This is a genomic window from Pandoraea sp. PE-S2T-3, from assembly GCF_002179965.1.
Taxonomy (GTDB): domain Bacteria; phylum Pseudomonadota; class Gammaproteobacteria; order Burkholderiales; family Burkholderiaceae; genus Pandoraea.
On the sequence record NZ_NGUQ01000007.1, the window covers coordinates 48,350 to 70,910 of the forward strand.

Below are 22,561 nucleotides of genomic sequence, written 5' to 3' on the forward strand. Positions count from 1 at the left end.
TGGGCGAGCGCCTGCTTTCTGCCGGCTTATGACCTGCTTTTTGCCCGCCTTTTACCTGCTTACTGCTTCTCGACCGACAGCGAAATCTCGCGCATGCGCTCGCCGCGCGGCGTCACCAGGTCTTGCGCCGTGACCGTGAAGTTCACCGGACGCGCGTACTTCTTGCTCGCGCTCTGCCATTCGGCGGGCAGACCGGCGGAGTTGGTCGTGGTCGTGCGCAACGTCGTCACGCCACGGGTGCAGCGCGAGACCTGTGTGGCGAAGCCTTGCGCTTGCGTGCGCAGATCCATCGGGGTGATCTTCTGGTAGTCCCAGATGCACTCATAAGTCGGTGCCAGTCCGGTCGCCCGGAACACCTTGCAATCGCCGCCCGGCACCGAATAGGTCGCCTGATAGCTTTCGCCGCGATCGTTCTTGGCCGCGAGTGGGCCGGTGATGTCTTCAAAGCCGTTCTGCGCGCTCTTGGCCAGCAGGAGGATGCCCTCGCACTGGTCCGCCGCAAAGGCCGTCTGCGCTGCGCACAGGCAGGCCAGCAGGGCCCATTGTTTTAGAGAATTCGTTGCCATCATAGGAATGTTTGACTGTCCTGCATCGGGCACATACTGCGGAATATGGCGTCATTAGAACGCAAACCGGGCCCGGACGAAACCACGGTGACAGGGGAAATGGTGCGCCAATTCGAGTGCTGACAGGCGGGTTAGTTCGCGCTGGCCCCGCGCGCGTCCCCGTGCGCATCCTCATGCTCATCCAAAAGGCCGATTCGCACGTCAGTCTTGCGACCTATACTCGGAGGGCAGTCAAACTGCATGGGCGCGGCCGGAACCGGCGACGGTTCAATGCATTGTGGCAGTGCCCCCTGGTGCCAAGTCTTCTTGGCCCTTACCATGCCGCGCCGGTACACGCGGCTGGCGATGCCCCGATGGGGCCTCAACCGGCGGCTTAGCCCGCCGGTTTCCTTTGGTGCCCACGATACGCTGCCACTTGCGCGCTCTCGCACGCAGTCACACTGTCGCCTCATGACGACGGATTAGGCGAAAGTGCGGATATCGCTGCCCGCAGCCGTCTGCAACTATCAAAGCACAAGAGCAATATTCACCGGGCACTCAACTTCGGGAAGTCAACGGAGTGTTTGTGGATACCTGTCTGTCGTTGGCAGTGCACCCGTTCGGGTGTGCTCGTGTCTGCACGCGTCGCACGGGGTGACATCATGGGCTACCCCACGATTCCCGGCGACATCTGCTCTGTTGGTCCCATTGGTCCGCTTGGTCCGCTTGGTCCTGTTGGTCCCGTTGGCGCGTTGGGGTCTGTTCACGCGATCAGTCCAATCGCCGCCATCGCCCCCGATCTCTCCCAAGCTACCTATTACCTGCGGGGTCATGGCGGCACGCTCGCGCATGTGCTCGCCGCCCTCGGCAAGTTTCGCCGACGCCATGGGCATTGGCCGCGACGCCTCTACCTCTACCCCGAAACCTTTGCCGCGCTGGTGCAGGACCTCACGCCGATCGGCTTCTATCGCTTCCAGCAGCGGCTTGAGATCATTGCCGATCTCGAACGCGACCTGTTCTGCTCGGACGATGCCGGCAATGTAACCGTCTACCGGATGCAAGCCGCGCAGGACCCTGCCGCAATCGATGCCGCCACGGGCTGGCTAGACCTGTGTTCGCCCGGGGGGCTGCCGCCGTCGAACGCAGCGCCCTCGCCACATTCGCCGCCGTCACCCCACGAGCCGTCGCGCTGACGGCGGCGCGTCCGGCATCTCATCGATGAGGCGAGACGTGCCACTTTTTCGATATCGCGTTGTCACAGCAATATCGCAAAGCGCGACTAGTCTGGTCTGCCGGCGCGCCGCTTGACTGGCGACGCGCCGGGCACCTGAGCCTCCACCGTATTGTCTGACTGCTACCGGCCCCCGCCCCTGTCGTGCGGGGCGATATGACCTCCGCCCTCCCCCTGTCGGAGAGATGTCATGAACCGACTCGCGATCATTCTTGATGGTCTGATGCTGCTCTATCTCGCTGCCGCCACCGTGGTGGGCGTGCAAGCGAGCGCCGCCGACGGGCATGAAATGCTCGCCAGCGTGCTCGGCGTGCTGCTCGCCATATTCACCTTGGCGTTGCTGGCTGCGCCGTTCTACGTCTCGCTGGTCGTCCTCGTCGCGCAGTCGGAGCGGCATCTGCGGCTGGCCGCGTGCCTGCAATGGGTACTCCTCGGATTGATGGTGGCGCTCACGCTGGTCTCGTTTCTCGCCAGCGATACGATCGAAGTCTCCGCGCCGCTGTTCGTGCTCGTGGCCGTGGTGTGTGTCGTCAATCTGGTTGCGCTCTCGCGGCGGCGCACGCACTTCGAGTCGTTCCATCTGTTCGAGCACTGAGGCGACGGACGCCGCGTAGCCCAGTTGCCAGACGCGTTCGTGTGTCCTTATTTCCGTCCATTTGCGAGCGGCCTGCCGGCAATGCTAGACTGCGCGGCATGAATCGCTGGCGCAAACTCCTCGTGCTGTGGCTGTTGTGCGTGACCTTGCCGTTACAGGCACTGGCCGCGCTGCGCACGCATTGCGCGCCGGGTTCACCCGTGCAAAGCGTGGCGCAACTTGCCACGCCGATGGCCGCGATGGCGCACGACGATTCCGTCATGGCTAATGGCACCGCGCAACACACGATGCATCACGCGATGGGTGACATGTCGCATGACACGATGTCGGCCAGCGACGGCACCCACGACGCAACGCTTCACGCTGCGGGCCACGACACCTCGTCTGACACCGCTGCGCAACACTCGCATCACGCCAGTTGCTCGGCATGCGCCGCGTGCGTGGTCTGCACGGCACTGCCGCAAAGTCTGGCGCTTCGCACGCCGGACGCCCAGCCTTCCACCGTCATTCCGTTCTTGCGCACGTCCGCCGCCAGCGCGTTCGTTGCCGCACTGGAACGCCCTCCGAAAGCCACCCTCGTCTGAGTTTCTGATGGTGTGACGTTTGCGCTCAATTTGCGCACCGCTCGCCGTCACTGTTCCCGCTCGAACCGACGTCTGTCCTGCTACGCACGCTTTCTGCGATCGCTTGCAGTGCGCTTGCTACGTCCGTTCGTCAGATGAACTTGCGATGTCCGCTGCCTCGTCGTGAACCGATGAGCGCGGCCATCGCCATGCTCGACGAGTCTTTCGATGATGCTTCTTTCTTTGCGACGGCACGCGCTCACCGTGCCAGCCGCGCTATCGGTGGCGTATGCGTTCAGCGCACCACCGGCACACGCGGCGACCGATCCCGCTGGCGCGCCGCAGGCTTCTGCTGCGACGGCAACTTACGACCCCGCAAATCCGGCCGCGCCTGCTGGGCCATCCGCGGCCCCCGGTGTACTGCATGACTTTGCCCGCCCCGCGCTCTCCGTGCCGCCCGGAAACTGGCGCGCGGTGAATGCCAGCGTGTCCGGCGGTGGCCAGATGGACCATGGTGCAATGAATCACGCCATGCCGATGCCGGCAACCTCACCGGCATCCGCAGCCGCAGCGGACCCGCACGCCGGGCACTCCATGAGCGGAGGCACGCGATGACGACGTCAACTCGCCTCCACCGTCACGCCCGTCGCACCCAAGGCGCGCTCATTTCACTCGCCGCGTTAGCGCTCACCGGTTGTGCCACCTTCAGCGACGACGGTGGTTTCACGCCGGTCGCGCAGGCAGCACAGCAGCGGCTGGGCAAGTCGACCGTCTGGGCGCGCGACGATGCCACCACGCAAGCACTCGCCGAACAGCGCGACGCCCTGCTCGCCAAGCCGCTCGATATCGACACGGCAGTGCAACTCACGCTCATCAACCATCGCGGCTTGCAGGCTACCTATGCGGAGCTCGGCATCGCCGAAGCCTCGTTGGTGCAAGCGGGCCGTCTGCCCAACCCGCGCTTTGCCTTTCAGCGCGTACAAGGCGGGGGCGACATCTCGATCGAGCGCACGTGGGGTATCGACTTCGTGCGTGTGCTGACGATGCCGCTCGCGTCGCGCGTCGAAGCGCGACGGTTCGCCCAAGTGCAGGCACAAGTGACGCAAGCCATCATCGAGCAGGCCGCGCTTACCCGGCGGGCATGGGTCGAGGCGGTCGCCGCTCAAGAGCGCGTGCAGATTCTCGAACAGACGAGTCTCGCCACGCAGGCCGCCAGCGAACTGGCCGACGGCATGGCCCGGGCAGGCACCTTCAGCGCGATGCGCCGTACGCAGGAGAACCTTGTCTACGCCGATACCGCAGCGCGGCTGGCCCGCGCCCGCGAGCAGGCCAACACGGCACGCGAGCAACTTGCCCGGCAGATGGGGCTATGGGGTCAGCAGCTCACGTTCACGTTGCCCGCGCGCCTGCCGTCGTTGCCTCGCACGCGTCCGGCGTGGCCCGACGCCGAAGCGCAGGCGATGCGTGAGCGCCCCGACATCAATGCAGCGCGCGCCGCACTCGACGCGACGGCCAGCGATCTCGGCCTCACACAGGCGACACGCTTCATCAATGTGCTCGACACGTCCTATCGCGACAACAGCGCCACAGGCTCGCCCAACGAGCGCGGCTACGAGATTTCGCTCGAAGTGCCGCTGTTCGACTGGGGCAGCGCGCGTGTTGCCGGCGCGGAGGCACGCTATCGGCAGCGCGTCGATCGGCTGGCCGATACCGCTGTCGCCGCCCGCGCGGACGTGCGCACGCGCCGCGCGCAGACCCTCGCCGCGTGGGACATCGCCGAGCACTACCGCGTGACAGTCTTGCCGCTGCGCCAGCGTGTCTCCGACGAAATGCTGCTGCGCTACAACGGCATGCTCTCCAGCGTGTTCGACTTACTCACGGACGCCCGCGAACAACGCGACACCGTGCTCGCCTACATCGACGCCACCGCAGACTTCTGGCTGGCCGACGCGGCATTACGTGAAAGCTTGGGAGGTGGCGCATGACGTCACGTCGACGATTCCTGCGTGACGCGAGTCTGGCCATGATGGGCACGGCCGCCGTCGAGCGAACCAGTCTCGCAGCCATCCCCGAAGCGGCGACGCGCAGCGACGCCAGCACCGCGACACCGCACGCCCCACCGAATGGGCGCCCGTATCGACCGGTCGTCACGCTCAACGGCTGGACTCTGCCATGGCGCATGCGCAATGGCGTGAAGGAATTCCATCTGATTGCCGAGCCCGTCGTGCGCGAGATTGCGCCCGGCATGCAGGCGAATCTGTGGGGCTACAACGGCCAGAGTCCGGGGCCGACCATCGAAGTCGTGGAAGGCGACCGCGTGCGGCTCTACGTCACCAATCGTCTGCCCGAAGCGACGAGCGTGCATTGGCACGGTCAGCGCTTGCCCAACGGCATGGATGGCGTGGCGGGTCTCAATCAGCGCGCGATTGCTCCGGGACAGACCTACGTCTACGAATTCGAAGCCAAGCGGGCTGGCACGTTCATGTACCACCCGCATGCCGACGAGATGATGCAAATGGCGATGGGGTTGATGGGCTTCTGGGTCACGCATCCGAAAGATCCGGCGGCGATGCCGGTCGACCGCGACTACGTGTTTCTCATCAACGCGTATGCGATCGACCCGGGCACGCGCACGCCGCGCGTGAACGAGATGACCGACTTCAACCTGTGGACATGGAATAGCCGCGCGTTTCCGGGCATCGATCCGATGGTGGCGCGACAAGGAGACCGCGTGCGCATTCGCGTGGGCAACCTCACGATGACCAATCACCCGATTCATCTGCACGGTCACGAGTTCAAGGTGACGGGCACCGACGGCGGCTGGGTCCCTCCCTCGGCGCAGTGGCCGGAAGTGACGACCGATGTCGCGGTCGGTCAGATGCGCACCATCGAGTTCGATGCAACGGAGCTGGGCGACTGGGCCTTCCATTGCCACAAATCGCACCATACGATGAACCCCATGGGACACGAGGTGCCCACCATGCTCGGCGTGAATCAGCGTGACATCGCCGGCAAGATTGCGCGCATCATTCCCGACTATATGGCGATGGGAGAAACCGGAGGCTCGATGAACGGCATGGAGATGCCACTGCCCGAGAACACGCTGCCGATGATGACCGGCACCGGTCCGTATGGGCCGATCGAAATGGGCGGCATGTTCACCACCGTAAAAGTGCGGCGCGACCAGCCGCGCGACAGTTATCGCGATCCCGGCTGGTATGCCCAGAAGCCCGGCGCGCCACGCGGCTCGGTCGCGCGTGCGTGGCAAGGCGATGTTTCAACCCTACCGTCGGCTTCACCTTCTTCCCAACGTCCGCCCGTTACCGGAGGCAAATCATGATTCGTTCGTCCCACTTCCGTCAGATCCGCCGTCAGCTCAGCCGTCACCTTGCCCGTCTGCCGCAGTCGCCGTTGTCCGCGCGCATGCCGTTGCGCCATGTCATCCGCTTGCTGATTCCGGTGGCTGCGCTGGGGCTGAGTGTTTCGGCGGCGCCGGCCTTTGCCGACGATCCGCACGCGATGCACAACATGCAGCACGCGCACGGCGACGGTGCTGCGACCAACATCGGTGAAGCGGGCGACGCGGCGCAAGCCACGCGCACCGTCGAAGTCGATATGCGCGACACCATGCGTTTCTCGCCCGGCACACTCTCGGTGCGCCGTGGCGACACGGTGCGTTTCGTCGTGACCAACAGCGGCAAGATCCGTCACGAGATGATGCTGGGCACCGCAGCGTCGCTCACCGAGCACGCGAAGATGATGCAGCAGATGCCCGGTATGTCGCACGCCGAGCCCAATGCGGTCACCGTCGAGCCGGGCCAGCAAAAGACGCTCGTGTGGCATTTCACGCAAGCCGGCACGGTGGACTTCGCGTGTCTGGAACCGGGCCATTACGAAGCCGGCATGCGCGGCGTCATCAACGTTCGGTAATTGGGAGGAATGGGCGGGGCGCGGGCATCCGCCACTGCAATGTCGGCAATGTCGGCAATGCACAGAAGGCCTGTTTGCCGACGTTTTTCGGCGCAGACCGCGCCTTGCCTAGACCCGTTCGAGTCCGCCGCTGAGCGCTTCGGTAGCGTCGGCCTCGAAGGCGTCGACATCGCGCGCCTTGAGACTCAGCCGCAGGGTCACGCCGTCGTCGTAGCTGACATCCAGTACGGTGGCCGCGTGACGCTCGGCAATCCGGCGCAGCGGCGCTTCGTGCGCGAAGCTGCAACGGTAGCTCGGCTCCGCCATCGGTTCGACGGCGGTGAGCGTCGCCAGCTTCAGGGCTTCGCTCACCGCCTGTCCGTAGGCGCGGGTCAGGCCGCCCGCACCGAGTTTGATACCACCGTAGTAGCGCACCACCACGGCCAGCACGTTGGCCAGCTCCTTATGCATCAGCACGTTATACATGGGCTTGGCCGCCGTGCCACCGGGCTCGCCGTCGTCGTCGAAACCCGACGCACCTTCGCACAACAACACCCAGCAGTAATGCGTTGCGTTGGGATAACGCACGCGCAGCGCGTCGAGCTCGCGCATTGCCACCTCGCGGGATGCCACGGGCATGACAATGCCGATAAACCGGCTCTTCCTGATTTCCAGCTCGGTTTCGACCGGTGCTGCCAATGCGTACATCCGTTGAATTCTCCCCGCGTCCAGAGCGCGACTGCCCTGCGACGCTCGCAAACGATTACAGGCTGACTTCGCCGCGCGCGAGTTCGATCACGTTACCGCCGACGCGAATCTGACGGTCGGCCGTCACTTCGAGCGTCAGGCGGCACGGACGTTCGATCGCGTCACCTTGCGAAACGCGCGCGCGCACCGGCAGCGGATAGCCCTGTCCGATCAACCAGCCGCCCAGATTCGCGCAGGCCGAACCGGTGCCCGGATCTTCGCTCACGCCACCGCCTTGCGTGGTGAAGAAGTAGCGCGCCGTCACTTCCAGCTCGCCGCCATGATTGGCATCGATGGAAAACACATAACCCGTCTTGCGCTCGAGGCTCGAGAGCGGCCAGCGTTCCAGCCGGGCGCTGTCTGGCGTTGCACGGGCCACTGCATCGGCGTTCTTCAGCGGAATCAGCAACTGATCGGCACCGGTATCGACCCACTGCGGCGATTGCGCCAGATCGTCACGCGACAGGCGCACGAGCGCCGCGATGTCGGCGTCGGCTTCGTGTGCCTTCTCGATCTTCGGTTCGCCATGCGACGGTGCCGTGAGCGTCCAATGATCGCCTTCGGCCTGCACCGGCACGAGACCGGCCGCGAATTGCAGCGTCACCGCGTCGCCGAGATTACGAATCGAGCGCAGCACGTGGGCCGTGCCCAGCGTCGGGTGACCGGCAAAACGCATTTCGTAGCCGGGCGTGAAGATGCGTACATGCGCGTCGGCAGTCTCCGACGGCAGGATAAACGTCGTCTCGGACAGATTGAACTGTCGCGCCAGCGCTCGCATTTCGTCGTCGCTCATGCCGCGCGCATCTTCGAAGACACACAGCGGATTGCCGCCGAACGTGGTTTCGGCAAAAACGTTGACGATACGAAAGGCAAAGGTGCGGCTCATGACGAATCTCCAGAGTGGGGGCGGTCAGGCTGACAGCGCCGACAGCGCCGGCGTGACTAACGAGGCCCGTGGCCTCGCAGGGCGGCCGGTCTGCCATGCGAAAGAAGGCTCGTAGTCTCGCACATCGTGCGTCAACGCGCGCATCGGCCGCACGTCTTTGCCGTTTTCACGCGACTTTTCGGCAAATTTCACCGCTCGGCTCAGATTTATCCGACCTTCACACGGAAATCCCGTCAATCCATTGCACAACAATTGTCATCTGAAATGTGACAATTATTCGCCATTCAGACGGATTGTAGTTCTCGCCGGGGACCCTAAAATGTGAGTCATCGAGGCAAACAACACCGCATCACCGCCTCTCACTGATTCGAACCGAATCGACGAACACCAAGGAGCCCAACATGCTGGACATCAGACAAGCTGCCGACCGGGGCGTTGCCAATCACGGCTGGCTCAACTCGCATCACACGTTCTCGTTCGCCAACTATTACGATCCGAAGCAAGTCGGCTTCTCCGACCTGCTCGTGATCAACGACGACCGCGTGGCCCCGGCGCAAGGTTTCGGCAAGCACCCGCACCGCGACATGGAGATCTTTTCGTACGTGCTCGAAGGCGCGCTCGAACACAAGGACACCATGGGCACGGGTTCGGTGATCGAACCGGGTGACGTGCAGTTGATGAGTGCCGGACGCGGCGTAGCGCACAGCGAGTTCAACCACTCGCCGACGACGCCGGTGCACTTCCTGCAAATCTGGATCGTGCCGAACCAGAAGGGCATCACGCCGGAGTATCAGCAACAGCGTTTCTCGCCGGAAGAAAAGCGCGGCCGTCTGCGCCTGATCATGTCGCCGGACGGCGCCGACAACTCGCTGCACATCCATCAGGATGCGCGCGTGTACGCCGGACTGTTCGACGGTGACGAATCGGCCACGCTGGCGATTGCGCCCAACCGCTATGCCTATGTGCATGTCGCACGCGGCAGTGTGGAATTGAACGGCGTGGCGCTGGGTGAAGGCGACGGCGTGCGGGTGCGCGAAGAAACCGCGCTCACGCTCGCCAAGGGCAAGGACGCCGAAGTGCTGGTGTTCGATCTGCGCCCGTTGGAAACGCCTGACTTCTAAGGCGCAGAGGCATGACGTACGGCGATCACCCGCCGCGCGTCATGCGTCATGCAAAGCGGACGGTGCCTTAGGGACCGTCCGCTTTTTTCGTTCGCGTTGCTTGCCCTCATCTCGCTCACGCAGGGCCGATAACAAGCGAACACGCGTCGCCGCGCGCATCGCGGCTCACGGTTACGCGTGAGAGTCCGACAAGACGCGGTGCCAGCGTGCGCCAGATGAAACTGCACAGATTCTCGAGCGTGGCGGGTCCAAGCCCGGCGACATCGTCGAGCAGCCGGTGATCCAGACGCTCGCACACCTGCGCCAGCGCCGCGTCGAAGACGGCGAGGTCGAGCACCATGCCCGTCTCGCCCTGCGGCTTGCCCGTCACTTCCACCGTCGCACGGTAGCTGTGCCCATGAATGCGACGGCTCGCGTCGATGCTCGGCGGATCAATGTCGCGCCGCGCCAGCGTGTGCGCCGCCTCAAACACGAAGCTGCGCGAGAGCGTGAACTGCGCGCGGTCTGCGCTGCCGTTCATGTCGTTGCTGCCGCTCACACGACCCATCCCCATCCCTTTCAAGCCGCCAATCAAGCCCACACGACTCATGCAGTGCCGCCCGGCAAGTCGAGCGCCAGCGCATCTTGCGAGTCGCGCCATGCGGCGTCACCCTGCGCCAGTTCGACCACACCCAGACGGCACTCGGCGAACGCGAACTCGATGGCGGTGCGATCCATCTCGCGCCCGATGAAGACGACTTCGTTGATGCGGTCGCCCCACGGCGCTTCCCAATTGGCTTCGATCGCGTCGCGTTGCGGGTCGCCAAGCGCCGGCCAATGGTCGGGGTCGGCGGCGGCCCACCACTGGCCGACCGCCTCCAGCGTCGCCGTGTTGCCCGCGCGCGAGTAGGCGAGCGCCCACGCGGGCCGGTTCGCCACCCATACGTAGCCCTTCGCCCGCATCAGGCCCGGCAGCGGCATGCCCATGAACGCGGCAAAGCGTGCGGGATGCAATGGCTCGCGATGGCGCAAAACGAAGCTCGTCACGCCAAAGGTGTCGGCTTCCGACGCGTGATCGCCCACGAGTGCCTGCGCCCAGCCGGCCATCTGCTCCGCACGCTCCGGGTCAAAGCGCCCCGTGCCCAGCACTTCGGTCAGCGGCACCTGCCCGCGCTCGCCGAGCACGATGCGTGCCGACGGATTGAGGCCGGTGATCAGCGCCTTCACGGCGTCGAGCCGTGCCGCGTCGACGCAATCGACCTTGCTCACGACGACCACGTCGGCGAATTCGATTTGTTCGGTCAGCAGTTCTGCCAGACGGCGTTCATCCTCTTCCCCCGCCACTTCGCCACGCTGCGCGAGCGTGTCCAGACCGTGGAAGTCTTCGAGCACGTGCAGCGCGTCGACCACCGTCACCATAGTGTCGAGACGCGCGACGTCGGCGAGCGACTGTCCGGCTTCATCACGAAACTCGAAGGTCGCCGCCACCGGCATCGGTTCAGCGATACCCGTCGACTCGATCAGCAGATAGTCGAAGCGGCCGTCCTGTGCGAGCTCACGCACGGCGATCAACAGGTCTTCGCGCAACGTACAGCAGATGCAGCCGTTGCTCATTTCGACCAGCTTCTCTTCCGTACGCGACAGCGCCGCACCGGCGTTGGCGGCGCCACGTTCCACGAACGACGCGTCGATGTTGACTTCGCTCATGTCGTTGACGAGCACCGCGACGCGCAGGCCTTCGCGATTGCCCAGCACGTGATTGAGCAGCGTGGTTTTGCCGGCACCGAGGAAGCCGGAGAGGACGGTGACGGGCAGACGGCGGTCGGCACTGCCAGCGGCAGTGGCGGCGGCAGCGGCATTGAGAGGAGGTGTCATGGCGGATGGATCCTGTTTGCGTGGGGGGCGATCAATGGCTGGCAACGCCCGCTGCCGTTTGAACCTTTCACGGGTGGTGCCTGCCGCGCGTGAGCGCGACGCAGCCCCGTAGGGATGCGCGCCGACGACGCTCGCGAGGGGTGTCGCCATGCCGGAGCCTGGGAAAAGCCGGCAGGGCGTGGGCGTGACGCCGGTGGCGCGCGCCGTCGGGGGGACCGGTGCAGCGTCAAGCCAGATCGAACGCGTCGGCGCGCATACGGGCGCGGCGCCATCGCTTCGCAAGCTACGTGTGGCCGGCCGGACGAGCACCCCCGCTATCGGCGGTGCATCGTGTGACGGTGGTCATCGCGGGGCTGCGACGAACGGGCGCCGCAAAAATGCAATTGAGTTGCAATAAATCGCGATGATACGGAGAGATTTTTAATTTTGCAACTGAGTTGCAAATATAAGACAAGCACCGAACCGGGCATGCCCTGCCGCGGACTGCGCGACACCGCGTCGCACCGCCTGTCGCGGAACTGCCGGGTGGCTGCATCGGTCTGCAAGGTCTGCGATACTGCGCGAGCGGTGCAGGTCGCACATCGCGCGGCGCCCGATACGTCGCATTGACGCCCCCCAATCCTTTTTCGCCAAGCTCAATATGCGTATGTCCAAGACCCCCTACGCCCCCCGCACCGCCCAAACCACTCGCACCTCGGGCGCCCGCCTCAATCCGCTGCGCCGCGCTGCGCGAGGGCTCGCCCTCGTTGCCGCCATCGGTCTGACCGGGCTTTCGCAAGGCGCGTGGGCCCATGCGCATCCGGTATCGAGCGAGCCTGCCGCGCAGGCCACGGTGGACGCGCCCAAATCGGCACGCGTCACATTCGACTCCGCTCTCGAAGGTGCGCTCTCGAAGCTCACCGTCGTCGATGCGAAAGGCAAGCCGGTGACCGAGGCGAAGGCCGAACTCGACGCCGCCCGCAAGACGCTCACGCTGGCGTTGCCGACGCTCGCCGCCGGCGACTATCAGGCGAACTGGGTCGCCGTGGCCAACGACGGCCATCGCACGCAAGGCAGCTTCAAGTTCACCGTGAAGTGATGCCGTCCGATCTCGCAGCGGGCACCTGGCAGCCGGCAACCGCCGGTCTGCTCAACCTTGCGCTGGCGTTGGCGCTTGGCGTGTTGCTGCTGCGCAGCCCGCACGCGGTGCGACGCGGGCTGACCCTGCGCGTGCTGCCGGGGTTTGCTGCGGGACTCGCCGTCATTGCGTGGGTCGCCTATGTGCTGGCGAGTACGCAGGCGATGACGGGCGGCGATTGGGACAGCACGTCCGCCATGCTCGCCGACGTATGGCTGGTGCTCACGCAATCGCATTACGGGCGCATGCAGTGGGTTGCGGCGCTCGGCACCGCGCTGCTCTGCGCAGGCGCGTGGACGTGGTACGACGCACGACGTCGTTTGCGCGACGCGCCACCCGTCGCGGACGATCCCCGCGACCGCCATCATCGCCGCGAGCATCAACAGGAGCGTCACGCACGCACCATCTACGCGGCCGGTGCCGTCCTGCTGGCACTGGCCCGGGCAGGTACCGGGCATGCCGCCGACGCGTCCATGCCGTGGCTTGCCATCGGCATCCACACGCTGCACGTTGGGGCGGCCGCTACGTGGACCGGCGTGCTGCTGGTCGCGGGCTGTGTCATTCCGGGCTGGCGGCATTGGCCGGTCGGCGCGAGAGCCGCGTACGGCGAGCGTCTGTCATCGGTGGCTACGCTCGCCATGTTCGTCGCGCTTGTTACGGGAGCGTTCAACGCATGGCGCACGCTCGGCGAGACGCCCTCTATGTGGTTTGCAACGCAGAACGCGCCGTATCTCGCGTGGCTGATCACCAAGCTTGTGCTCGTTGCCTGCGCTGCCGTACTGGGTGCGTGGAACCGCTGGCACTTTCTGCCGCGTCTGGCGCTCGATACCGGCGAGACGCATCTGGACACCACGGCCTTCGCCCGTGTGATCGCCGTCGAAGCGCTCGTGCTGGTGATGGTCATGAGCTTCGCGGCCAAGCTTGGCACGACCATGCCACCGGGTGTCTGAGCCACGCCGGGACTGGGCTGAATTCAATAGCAAGAAGCGGAGCGCGGTATCGCGACCGGCTCCCTAAACTGAAGGCAAGTCATCAGTCATTGGGAGAACACTGCGATGTGTGCCAATCAAGTGAGTACCAAGCCTTCAGTCCGTCAGGCCAGCCCTGCGCGCGCCGGTCACGCAGCGAATCGTGCGGATAGCACGGATAACGCGAAGAACGCGGATAACGCGAATACTGCGCGCCAGTCCCCGGCACCGGCCGGTACGACGACACCTGCCGCGCGTTATGCGACCGACGCCGCCAAATGGTCGGCCGTCGCCGCCCGCGACAAAGAGGCCGACGGGGCATTCTTCTATTCCGTGCGCACCACCGGCGTATATTGCCGTCCGTCGTGCGGGGCACGTCTGGCGCTGCGCGAGAACGTGGCGTTTCACGCCGATATGGCCGAGGCCGAGCATGCGGGCTTTCGCCCGTGCAAGCGGTGCAAGCCGGATCAAGGCACGCTCGATGCACGTCACGCCGAACTGATCACCGCCGCGTGCCGCCGCATCGACACGGCCGAGGTTGCGCCGCGTCTGGAAGACCTCGCCGCCGAGGCCGGTCTCAGCCCGCATTACTTCCATCGCCTGTTTCGCGCCGTCACCGGTGTGACACCACGTGCTTATGCCAACGGACGCCGCGCCGAACGCGTGCGCGATGCGCTGCCCCCTGCGGGCAGCGTGACATCGGCGTTCTACGATGCAGGTTTCAATTCCAACGGCCGTTTCTATGAGAACGCCGGCGCGTTGCTCGGCATGAAACCGGCCGCCTTCCGTGCAGGTGGACAAGCGGAAACGATTCGCTTTGCCGTCGCGCAATGTTCCCTTGGCGCGTTGCTGGTCGCCGCCACGCCGCGTGGCTTGTGCGCGATCTCGCTGGGCGACGATCCGGAAACCCTTGTGCACGAATTGCAGGATCGTTTCCCGAAGGCAGAACTCACGGGCGCCGATGCCGAATTCGAGCGTTGGGTCGCCCAAGTGGTCGGGTTTGTCGAGTCGCCGCGTGTCGGGTTGTCGCTGCCGCTGGACGTGCGGGGCACCGCCTTCCAGCAGCGGGTCTGGCAGGCGTTGCGCGATGTGCCGGCAGGCAAGGTCGCGAGCTATTCCGAGATCGCCGAGCGGATCGGCGCGCCGCGAGCCGTGCGGGCGGTCGCACAGGCCTGCGCATCGAACACGCTGGCGGTGGCGATTCCGTGCCATCGGATCGTGCGTCATGACGGCGGGCTGTCGGGGTATCGCTGGGGGGTGGAGCGCAAGCGCGCGCTGCTCGCGCACGAACAGGCCGAAATGGTTGGCGCGGTTGGCGCGGTTGGCGCGTCCGCCAAGGGGAAGCAATGACCGCGCGCGAACCGGTGGGCAGGGTGCAGACGCTCGATTGGCAGGCGATCGAAGGCGAGCTCAACGGCTTCGGCGCGGCACGGGTGCCGAACCTGTTGAGCGCCGACGAATGCGCAGCGATCGCCGACCTGTATGGCGAGACCGACAGCCGCCCGAGCATTACGCCGACGTCATCGCGCTTCCGCAGCCGGGTGGTGATGGCGCGTCATGGTTTCGGGCTGGGGGAATATCAATACTTCGCGTATCCGCTGCCACCGCTTGTGGCGGAGTTGCGTGAGGGATTCTACGCACCGCTGCGCGAAATTGCCCATCGCTGGCACGCCGCACTTGGCATCGACGTCCGGTATCCGCCGACACACGCGGCGTTTCTCGAACAGTGCCACGCGGCGGGTCAGCGCCGCCCGACGCCACTCCTGCTGCGATATCGCACCGGCGACTACAATTGCCTGCATCAGGACCTCTATGGGGAACATGTGTTCCCGTTGCAGGTGGCCATTCTGCTTTCGCAACCGGGCGAGGACTTCACCGGCGGTGAGTTCGTGCTGACGGAGCAGCGTCCACGAATGCAATCGCGCGCCGAAGTGATGCCGTTGATGCGCGGCGATGCGGTGGTGTTCGCCGTGAACCATCGCCCGGTGAACGGCACACGCGGGGTGTATCGCGTGAATCTTCGCCATGGTGTGAGCCGCCTGCGCAGTGGCCACCGGCACACACTGGGCCTGATTCTGCACGACGCCACATGACACTCGATCTCTTCGCCGATGCCAACGATTCGCCGGATCCCCGCGCGAGGCAAAACGTGCAGGCCGATGAACTCGGCCCCGGCGCGTTCGTGCTGCGCGGCTATGCGGGGGCGAGCCTCGACGTGTTGCAAGGCGATATCGAAGGGGTGGTTTCACAGGCACTGTTACGCCACTGGCTCACGCCGGGTGGCAAACGCATGTCGGTCGCCATGACCAATTGCGGCGAAGTGGGCTGGATCAGTGACCGGATGGGCTACCGCTATGGCACCCGCGACCCGCTCTCGGGAAAGGCGTGGCCTGCCATGCCGGCGTCGTTCTTGAAACTTGCGCTGGAGGCGGCAAGCGCCGCCGGGTACGCGGGCTTCGCGCCTGACGCCTGCCTGATCAATCGCTACACGCTGGACGCACGTCTCACGCTGCATCAGGACAAGGACGAACGCGAGTTGGACGCACCGATCGTGTCGGTTTCGCTCGGCTTGCCAGCGGTCTTTCTATGGGGTGGATTGCAGCGGGGTGATCGCACGCGAAAGGTGCGGCTTGAACCGGGGGATGTCGTCGTGTGGGGCGGCCCGTCGCGGCTCGTCTATCACGGTATCGCCAGCGTGGAAGGCAGCTTCGACGCCGACGCGGTGCGTTTTAACCTGACGTTCCGAAAGGCACGCTGACGTCAGCGGTCAGCGGTCAGCGGTCAGCGGTCAGCGGTCAGCGGTCAGCGGTCAGCGGTCAGCGATGATTTTCGACCGCGCCAAAGACTTCGAGCGAGGACGTCACCGCCCTCGCCCGATATCCGATCCACGATAAATCCGTCGTGAATGCGTCGCGGATCAGTACCCGATGGTGAAACGTGCGCGCGGGTGCTGATTCTTTTCGAGTTCATCGACCAACGCGATGGCGTAGTCTTCCATCGAAATCCAGCTCTTGCCGTTGGCGTCGACCAGCAGGCCATCGCCCCCGAGACGGAACTTGCCCGTGCGCTCACCCGGCTCGAACAGGGCCGACGGCGACAGGAAGGTCCAGTTCAGCGACGCGTCTTTCGGCTCGGCGCGCAGCACGTTCAGGAAGTCGCGCCCCGCACTGGCTTCGGCCTTGTACGCCTCGGGGAATTCCGGCGTGTCGATCAGTGCCTTGCCCGGCGCAATTTCCAGACTTCCCGCGCCACCCACGACGAGCAGACGCGGCACGCCTGCGCGCTTCACGGCGTCGACCAGCTTCGCCGCATCCATCGATACGAAACGACCGGCACTGATGACGGCGTCGTTGCCGGCGAGCAGCGGTGCAAGCGATGCCGGATCGGCAGCGTCGCCCTTGACGACACGCAGGCCCGCCTCGGCTTCGACGCGCTCGGGGTTGCGGGCAATACCCGTGACTGTGTGACCACGTTGCAGCAACTCGGCAGCGACACGCGTACCCACGCGGCCGGTAATACCAATCAATGCGACTTTCATCGGGAGTCTCCTGAGAGTGAGGGGGGATTCGGCAGAGGTGACGTCATCGGCAGACATCACTTCCGCGGCAGATTCAGATCGCGCAGCCGTCAGGGCCGCATTGCGGAGGCGTTTCGGCAGCGTTGCTGGTGGCATTCACGCCACCCGGCGCGTGGGTCTGCACCGCTTGCGCCGCGAGCAGACGTTCACGCAATGCGTCGCGCCATGCGTCGGGCTTGCCGAGATAGCGCCCAGGTTCCAGCCGTTCAAGTTGGCCGTCGATTTCCAGTGCAAACGTCGGAAAGCCGCTGCCGCCGACGCGCGTCAGCCACGAACGGCTTTCGCGAAAGTGGCGCATGAGCGCGGCATCGTCCTGCGCATCGAAGGCGTCGGCAAAGGCCTCGCGATCGAGACCGAGTCTGGCAGCGATATCGATGAGCACGTCGCGATCGGCGATGCGCTTGCCGTCGACGTAATGCGCCCGTTGCAAGGCGGCAAACATGTCGAGACCGCGCCCGGCGAGCGTCTCGGCGGCCAGCACGGCAGCCGTCGGCGGTGCCGAGTCGAACACGGCGCTGTCGTCGCGCAGCAGGCCATCGAAATAGGCATCCCCGAACGGCTGCCCGGTAAGCGCGGCGATGCGATGGTCGTGCGGCATCACGTAGTTGCGCAATTGCGGCGTGACCGCCTGCGCATTGGGCCCGGCCATCATGCCGCCGCCGTGCAGGGCGATGTCGAGACCGGCGACGTCACGGGCAGCGCGTACGAGCGGTGCGGCGGCGTAGCACCAGCCGCACAGCGGATCGGCGATGTAATGCAAACGGGCTTGGGTCATGACGGGCTGTCCTTTTGAGCGGGGGAACGGTGGCATTGGCGTTCCGGCTTGCCTGCGTCGTCATTCGACGCGTTCCATGAGTGACATCGTAGACGCGCCAATCGCTCAGAAAAAGCCCATAATGACGATCACTTTGTTGCATCGATCGAGCAAATCATGGATCGGCTGACAGCCATGCGTGTCTTTACCGAAGTGGCCGAGCGCGGCTCGCTCACGGCGGCGTCGCAGCGGCTCGACATGTCGCGCGCGATGGTGTCGCGTTATCTGGCGGAACTAGAGGCGTGGCTCGGCACGCGGTTGTTGCATCGCACGACGCGGGCGGTAAGTCTCACCGAGGCGGGGCTCGACGCGCTGCCCCGGTGCCGCGAGATGCTCGGTATCGCCGACGATCTTGCCAGCGTGTCGCACGACGACACGACGCCGCGCGGCTTGTTGCGGGTGGCGTGCAGCACGTCGCTCGGGCAGGCGTTTCTGGCGGCGGCGGTCACGCGTTTCATTGCGCGGCATCCGGGTGTGGCCATCGACCTTGTGGTGGCCGACCGCACCGTCGATCTGGTCGACGAGCGCATCGATCTGGCGATTCGTGTGACGTCAGAGCCGGCGCCGGGATTAATTGTGCGACGCCTCGCGACCTGCCATTCCGTGGTGTGCGCGGCACCGGCGTATCTGCAACGGGCTGGCACGCCCTCGCGCGCCGAAGATCTCGCGTTGCATAACTGTCTGACGTACACGTATTTCGGCAAGAGTCTGTGGCAGTTCACGCATGACGGCACACCGCTGGGGGTACCCGTCGGCGGCAATCTGTCGGCCAACGAGGCAAACGTACTGCTCTCGGCGACGCTCGCCGGTGCCGGCATCGGCATGCAACCGGTCTATGCGGCGTTGCCGTATCTGCGCGACGGCACGTTGCAAGCGCTGCTGCCCGATTACGTGCCGCGAGAAATGACCGTGTACGGCGTCTATACCTCACGCAAGCAGATGCCGAGCGCTCTGCGTGCCCTGCTCGACGATCTGGTTGAGCAATTCCGGACCGGGTTGTTTGAGGATAGTGGGTACCTTGCGCCTCGGCCGGCGACGCGCAGCCTCTGAATCAACTCGGACGCCCCGCATCAATCCATGTTTGCGTCATATGCGGTGTCAGGTAATAGCGTGCGCAGTTGAAAGGCCCGAGCTCCGACAACTCCTCCTCCAGAATCGGCACAAAGGTTTGACAGGCGCCCGTCGTGAGACTGAGTGCCGATACCGCATCCGACACCGTGGCGCCGGCCCGGACGATGCGATCGATCGCGACCGTCAATTGCGCGCGAAAATTCACACGCTCCAAATCCGGTGAATCATCCGAGAGCGCGGCAGTTGCGTACTTCGTCAACGATCTGCGGTAAGTTCGTTCGAACAGCCGCACGGCTAGCGATGTGTCGCGAAACTCGTACACGCCAATCATGGCTTGCGCGTATTCCATCGGATCAACATCGAGAAATGACAGTGGCGCGCAGTTCTTGAGCATCAACGGCACATTGGCCGCGAGGCGGCTCGTTCGCTTGTTTCCGTCTTCGAACGGTTGCAGATACGGCAACTGCACCCAGAGGAAGAATGCCGCCTCGATAGGATTTCGGATTTCTGCCGCCTTCGTCACGATCTGCGTGAACATCTCGTCGAGCACGCAAGGTGTCTGCTCCGGCTGAAAGCGCGTATCCGTAATACCAACGGGCCGGCACCGGATCGTGCCGAGGGCGTTTCGGTTTGAGAGCAGGTCCTGCATGAGCAACGCGTGCAGGTTGCGCAGCAAGCTCGTGGTTAGCCCCTCATGCGGCACCGCATCCACCAGAAACTCAATCGCGCGCTTGTGATTGAGCAACATCACCGCATCGCGATCCCCATCGATGGTCTTTTCGCGAAACAGCGCTTCGGTTTCCAGCAGGCTATAGCGGTTACCTTCCAGTCGCGACGACGACCACGACAGATCGATCAGCAATTCCTCCAGCACACGCCGTGCAAATGTCCCCGCCGGCTGACGGCCAGGAAGCCGCCCTGCCCCAAACAATCCGCGCGCCAACTCCGCGGGCAACAGTGATGTTTGATTGGGGACGTAGCTGTCGACGAAATTCCGAAGGTAGCCCACCGCAGTGCGCGTCGAGAGCGGTGCCTCGAGTCGACGACGCAGCACCGCCTCCCGTGACGTGTCGGCCCACACTGCCTCGGTGTCGGTTGCAGGGGACGTATCAAGCGGCGGACTGACGTCGTGCGTCAAATGCGGTTCGCAAACAACGCTGCCTGCCGCCTCGCTCACGACGACATATCGCGGAGCCTCGCCGCCGCCAAGCCGAACCACATCGCCCCCCGCCCACAAACGGCCGAGTGCGTCGCGTACGGTTTCAAGGCCGACTGTTGTCGCGTCGGCAAGTTGTTCGGAGGTCGACATCTCGTGGCCTTCCATCGACCGCTCTCGCATGACGCGAAGCAAACGAACATCGAACGGCAGGTCGGACCGCAGGCGGGTACTCAATAGGGAAGTCATTGGCGGGATGGGCAACTGCCCCGAACATGCGTCCGGGGATTTGGGGAAACCAAGATACGGAGAATCGGGACACTTTCGAAGTGCAACGGCTCATTGTAGAAACCGCAAAGCCCGCGTGGCACATCGCCCCAAGACATTCGGAATTTCCCCGCCGCACCCCGCCGCACCTGGCCCGCCCCCGCCACTTCCGCCCCCTCGCCGGGAAGTGCCTTTGTTTCGTCACTGAATTGTCACAATCGACGCGTAAAAACGTCGTCTGCCTCGCCCGCCTGGGCAGGGTGACGACCTGACTCGTACGTCGTACCCTTGCCGACCGTCTGCGGGCGCCAACGCGCGCACCCAAGCCCGACACGTCAAACAAGGACATCATGACGCACGACGCCACGCCCCAGCCGCACGATCCCGCCCTCGACAGCCAGGACGACAATCCGTCTGACCCGTCGCGTCGCCGCATTCTGCAAGGTCTGGCCGCCATCAGCGCCGCCGGTGCCGCAGGCGCCACCACCGCCCTCACGGGCTGCGCCGCCGAAGGCGGTGCCGGTGCCACGACCGTAGTCGCCGCCGGCGGCACGTTCGATGCCCAGCTCAAGGCCAGCATCAAGACCGTGGTCGTGATCTACCTCGAGAACCGCAGCTTCAACAACCTGTTCGCCGATTTCCCCGGCATCGAGAAGCCGCTCTCGAAGGTGCCCGCCTCCGCCTACACGCAGCTCGAGCGCGACGGCAAAACGCCGATGCCGATGCTCCCGCCGTTCTTCGACGGCCTCGTGCCCAAGGCCCAAACCATCGGCGGCAAGAAGTACCACATCACCGAAAAAGACATCCCGCGCCAGCCCAACGCGCCGTTCATGCTCAAGGACGCCGAGGGCAAGCTGCTGCCGGAATCGGTCATTACGCGCGACCTGTGGCACCTGTTCTGGCAGAACCAGATGCAGATCGCCGACGGCACGAACAACCAGTTCGCCGCCTGGGCCGACTCCGGTGGTCTCGTCATGGGCTACTACGGCGAGACCGCCAAGACGCTCAACATGTACAAGATCGCGCAGCAATACACGATGTGCGACAACTTCTTCATGGCGGCCTTCGGCGGTTCGTTCCTGAATCACCAATTCCTGATCACCGGCCGCCCGCCGGTGTACCCGAACGCCGCGCAAAGCCCGGCCAAGGACAAGATCGCCGTACTCGCCGACGGCCCGCAAGGCGTGCGTCTGGCCGTGCATGCAGAATCGCCGGCCGCCGCTGACGGCAAGCCGAAGTTTGTGCGCGACGGTGCCATCACGCCCGACAACTTCGCCGTGAACACGATGATGCCGCCGTATCAGCCGTCACCGGTGAAGCCGTCGGCCAGTGGCGACAAGCACCTCGCCGATCCGTCGAACCCGAGCACGCTGCCGCCGCAAAACTTCGCGACCATCGGCGACCTGCTCTCGTCGAAGGGTGTCTCGTGGGCCTGGTACGCGGGTGCATGGCAGGCCGCACTCGATCACAAGGGCGGCCCGGATACGCCGAACTTCCAGTACCACCACCAGCCGTTCAACTACTTCGCTCAGTTCGCACCCGGCACCGCCGCGCGTGAAGAACACTTGCGCGACGGCGGCCTCGGCGACGGCCCGATCTCGAACAAGTTCATCGCCGACGCCATCGCAGGCAAGCTGCCCGCCGTGACGTTCTACAAGCCGCAAGGCAACTTGAACCAGCACGCCGGTTATTCGGACGTGGAGTCGGGCGACCAACACGTGGCGAACATCCTCGCCCACCTGATGAAGTCGCCGCAGTGGCAGAACATGATGGTCGTGATCACGTACGACGAAAACGGCGGCTGGTGGGATCACGTCGCCCCGCCCAAGGGCGACCGCTGGGGCCCGGGCTCGCGCATTCCGGCACTCGTCGTGTCGCCGTTCGCCAAGCGCGGCAACGTCGATCACACGTTCTACGACACCACCTCGGTGCTGCGCTTCATCACGCGTCTGTATGACCTGCCCACGCTCGAAGGCATCGCCTATCGCAATGCCGCCTTCGCCGCACGCGGCGCCATGCCGCCGGGCGACCTGACGAAGACGCTCTCGTTCGCGTAATCGCAGCGGGGCGACGGCGCTGCCGGCAGCCTCGTTGCTGAACCGCCGGACGTCGTCGCAATGCAAGAGGGGCACCGACTCGC

23 protein-coding genes are annotated in these 22,561 nt (G+C 64.9%); 15 read left to right on the forward strand and 8 right to left on the reverse strand.

From position 1 onward, the window contains the following. Nucleotides 1–59: 59 nt before the first annotated feature. The gene (locus tag CDV46_RS02275; protein ID WP_087690091.1) at nt 60–569 is read right to left on the reverse strand and encodes a hypothetical protein; all 510 of its coding nucleotides are present in this window, start codon (nt 567–569) and stop codon (nt 60–62) included. Nucleotides 570–1,177: 608 nt separating this feature from the next. On the opposite strand from CDV46_RS02275, the gene CDV46_RS02280 reads away from it, so the two are divergent. The 7 genes from CDV46_RS02280 (at nt 1,178) to CDV46_RS02305 (ending at nt 6,864) form a co-directional block, all read left to right on the forward strand. Beyond that, on the forward strand, nt 1,178–1,738 hold the full coding sequence (locus CDV46_RS02280) for a hypothetical protein (RefSeq protein ID WP_140413273.1): 561 nt from the start codon (nt 1,178–1,180) through the stop codon (nt 1,736–1,738). 228 nt (nt 1,739–1,966) lie between these two features. Further along, nucleotides 1,967–2,371, forward strand: a complete 405-nt coding sequence (locus CDV46_RS02285; RefSeq protein WP_058376975.1) for a hypothetical protein — start codon at nt 1,967–1,969, stop codon at nt 2,369–2,371. 98 nt (nt 2,372–2,469) lie between these two features. Further along, the gene (locus CDV46_RS02290; RefSeq protein ID WP_087721687.1) at nt 2,470–2,955 is read left to right on the forward strand and encodes a hypothetical protein; all 486 of its coding nucleotides are present in this window, start codon (nt 2,470–2,472) and stop codon (nt 2,953–2,955) included. 207 nt (nt 2,956–3,162) lie between these two features. Then, nucleotides 3,163–3,549 carry a hypothetical protein gene (locus CDV46_RS26730; protein ID WP_140413274.1) on the forward strand — a complete coding sequence of 129 codons (387 nt, stop codon included), beginning with the start codon at nt 3,163–3,165 and terminating at the stop codon, nt 3,547–3,549. After that, nucleotides 3,546–4,919 (forward strand): TolC family protein, encoded by a 1,374-nt coding sequence (locus CDV46_RS02295; RefSeq protein ID WP_087721688.1) that lies wholly within the window; start codon nt 3,546–3,548, stop codon nt 4,917–4,919. Before CDV46_RS26730 ends, CDV46_RS02295 begins: the two co-directional genes overlap by 4 nt. Beyond that, complete coding sequence (locus CDV46_RS02300; RefSeq protein WP_087721689.1) at nt 4,916–6,274, forward strand: multicopper oxidase family protein; 1,359 nt, start codon at nt 4,916–4,918, stop codon at nt 6,272–6,274. The genes CDV46_RS02295 and CDV46_RS02300 overlap by 4 nt, the downstream gene beginning before the upstream one ends. An 83-nt stretch (nt 6,275–6,357) precedes the next feature. Then, nucleotides 6,358–6,864, forward strand: a complete 507-nt coding sequence (locus tag CDV46_RS02305; RefSeq protein WP_087721995.1) for a cupredoxin domain-containing protein — start codon at nt 6,358–6,360, stop codon at nt 6,862–6,864. A 108-nt stretch (nt 6,865–6,972) separates the two neighbouring features. On the opposite strand, the gene CDV46_RS02310 is transcribed toward CDV46_RS02305, so the two are convergent. Beyond that, nucleotides 6,973–7,551: an IMPACT family protein gene (locus CDV46_RS02310; protein ID WP_058376971.1), complete on the reverse strand. Its 579-nt coding sequence runs from the start codon at nt 7,549–7,551 to the stop codon at nt 6,973–6,975. 55 nt (nt 7,552–7,606) lie between these two features. Beyond that, nucleotides 7,607–8,476, reverse strand: a complete 870-nt coding sequence (locus tag CDV46_RS02315; protein WP_087690103.1) for a PhzF family phenazine biosynthesis protein — start codon at nt 8,474–8,476, stop codon at nt 7,607–7,609. Between the two features lie 401 nt (nt 8,477–8,877). On the opposite strand from CDV46_RS02315, the gene CDV46_RS02320 reads away from it, so the two are divergent. Further along, nucleotides 8,878–9,597 (forward strand): pirin family protein, encoded by a 720-nt coding sequence (locus CDV46_RS02320; RefSeq protein WP_087721690.1) that lies wholly within the window; start codon nt 8,878–8,880, stop codon nt 9,595–9,597. A 115-nt stretch (nt 9,598–9,712) separates the two neighbouring features. Here CDV46_RS02320 and CDV46_RS02325 read toward each other — a convergent pair whose 3' ends face one another. Next, a complete protein-coding gene (locus CDV46_RS02325) occupies nt 9,713–10,186 on the reverse strand; it encodes a 6-pyruvoyl trahydropterin synthase family protein (protein WP_343039021.1) in 474 nt (157 codons plus the stop codon). Next, nucleotides 10,183–11,451: a GTP-binding protein gene (locus CDV46_RS02330; RefSeq protein ID WP_087721691.1), complete on the reverse strand. Its 1,269-nt coding sequence runs from the start codon at nt 11,449–11,451 to the stop codon at nt 10,183–10,185. The genes CDV46_RS02325 and CDV46_RS02330 overlap by 4 nt, the downstream gene beginning before the upstream one ends. Before the next feature lie 646 nt (nt 11,452–12,097). On the opposite strand from CDV46_RS02330, the gene CDV46_RS02340 reads away from it, so the two are divergent. The 5 genes from CDV46_RS02340 to alkB all read left to right on the forward strand — a co-directional run bounded on the left by CDV46_RS02340 (nt 12,098) and on the right by alkB (nt 16,294). After that, nucleotides 12,098–12,529, forward strand: coding sequence for a copper resistance CopC family protein (locus CDV46_RS02340; protein ID WP_087721692.1), 432 nt, complete (start codon nt 12,098–12,100; stop codon nt 12,527–12,529). Further along, on the forward strand, nt 12,529–13,518 hold the full coding sequence (locus CDV46_RS02345) for a copper resistance D family protein (protein ID WP_087721693.1): 990 nt from the start codon (nt 12,529–12,531) through the stop codon (nt 13,516–13,518). The genes CDV46_RS02340 and CDV46_RS02345 overlap by 1 nt, the downstream gene beginning before the upstream one ends. A 105-nt stretch (nt 13,519–13,623) precedes the next feature. Next, complete coding sequence (gene ada / locus CDV46_RS02350; protein WP_087721694.1) at nt 13,624–14,886, forward strand: bifunctional DNA-binding transcriptional regulator/O6-methylguanine-DNA methyltransferase Ada; 1,263 nt, start codon at nt 13,624–13,626, stop codon at nt 14,884–14,886. Continuing rightward, on the forward strand, nt 14,883–15,629 hold the full coding sequence (locus tag CDV46_RS02355) for a 2OG-Fe(II) oxygenase (protein WP_087721695.1): 747 nt from the start codon (nt 14,883–14,885) through the stop codon (nt 15,627–15,629). The genes ada and CDV46_RS02355 overlap by 4 nt, the downstream gene beginning before the upstream one ends. Beyond that, nucleotides 15,626–16,294, forward strand: coding sequence for a DNA oxidative demethylase AlkB (gene alkB, locus CDV46_RS02360; RefSeq protein WP_087721696.1), 669 nt, complete (start codon nt 15,626–15,628; stop codon nt 16,292–16,294). The genes CDV46_RS02355 and alkB overlap by 4 nt, the downstream gene beginning before the upstream one ends. Nucleotides 16,295–16,453: 159 nt before the next feature. Here alkB and CDV46_RS02365 read toward each other — a convergent pair whose 3' ends face one another. Together CDV46_RS02365 and CDV46_RS02370 are read right to left on the reverse strand one after the other, a co-directional pair. Further along, on the reverse strand, nt 16,454–17,074 hold the full coding sequence (locus tag CDV46_RS02365; protein ID WP_087690120.1) for an NAD(P)-dependent oxidoreductase: 621 nt from the start codon (nt 17,072–17,074) through the stop codon (nt 16,454–16,456). A 73-nt stretch (nt 17,075–17,147) separates the two neighbouring features. Next, entirely contained in the window at nt 17,148–17,888 is a 741-nt protein-coding gene (locus CDV46_RS02370; protein ID WP_087721697.1) for a DsbA family protein, read from the reverse strand. A 156-nt stretch (nt 17,889–18,044) separates the two neighbouring features. Between CDV46_RS02370 and CDV46_RS02375 the strand changes: the two genes are divergently transcribed. Beyond that, complete coding sequence (locus tag CDV46_RS02375) at nt 18,045–18,977, forward strand: LysR family transcriptional regulator (protein WP_087690124.1); 933 nt, start codon at nt 18,045–18,047, stop codon at nt 18,975–18,977. A 1-nt stretch (nt 18,978) separates the two neighbouring features. Here CDV46_RS02375 and CDV46_RS02380 read toward each other — a convergent pair whose 3' ends face one another. Beyond that, the gene (locus CDV46_RS02380) at nt 18,979–20,307 is read right to left on the reverse strand and encodes a Fic family protein (protein ID WP_087721996.1); all 1,329 of its coding nucleotides are present in this window, start codon (nt 20,305–20,307) and stop codon (nt 18,979–18,981) included. A gap of 464 nt (nt 20,308–20,771) precedes the next feature. Here CDV46_RS02380 and CDV46_RS02385 point away from each other — a divergent pair, with 464 nt between their 5' ends. Then, nucleotides 20,772–22,478, forward strand: a complete 1,707-nt coding sequence (locus tag CDV46_RS02385; RefSeq protein ID WP_087690126.1) for an acid phosphatase — start codon at nt 20,772–20,774, stop codon at nt 22,476–22,478. Nucleotides 22,479–22,561: the final 83 nt, after the last annotated feature.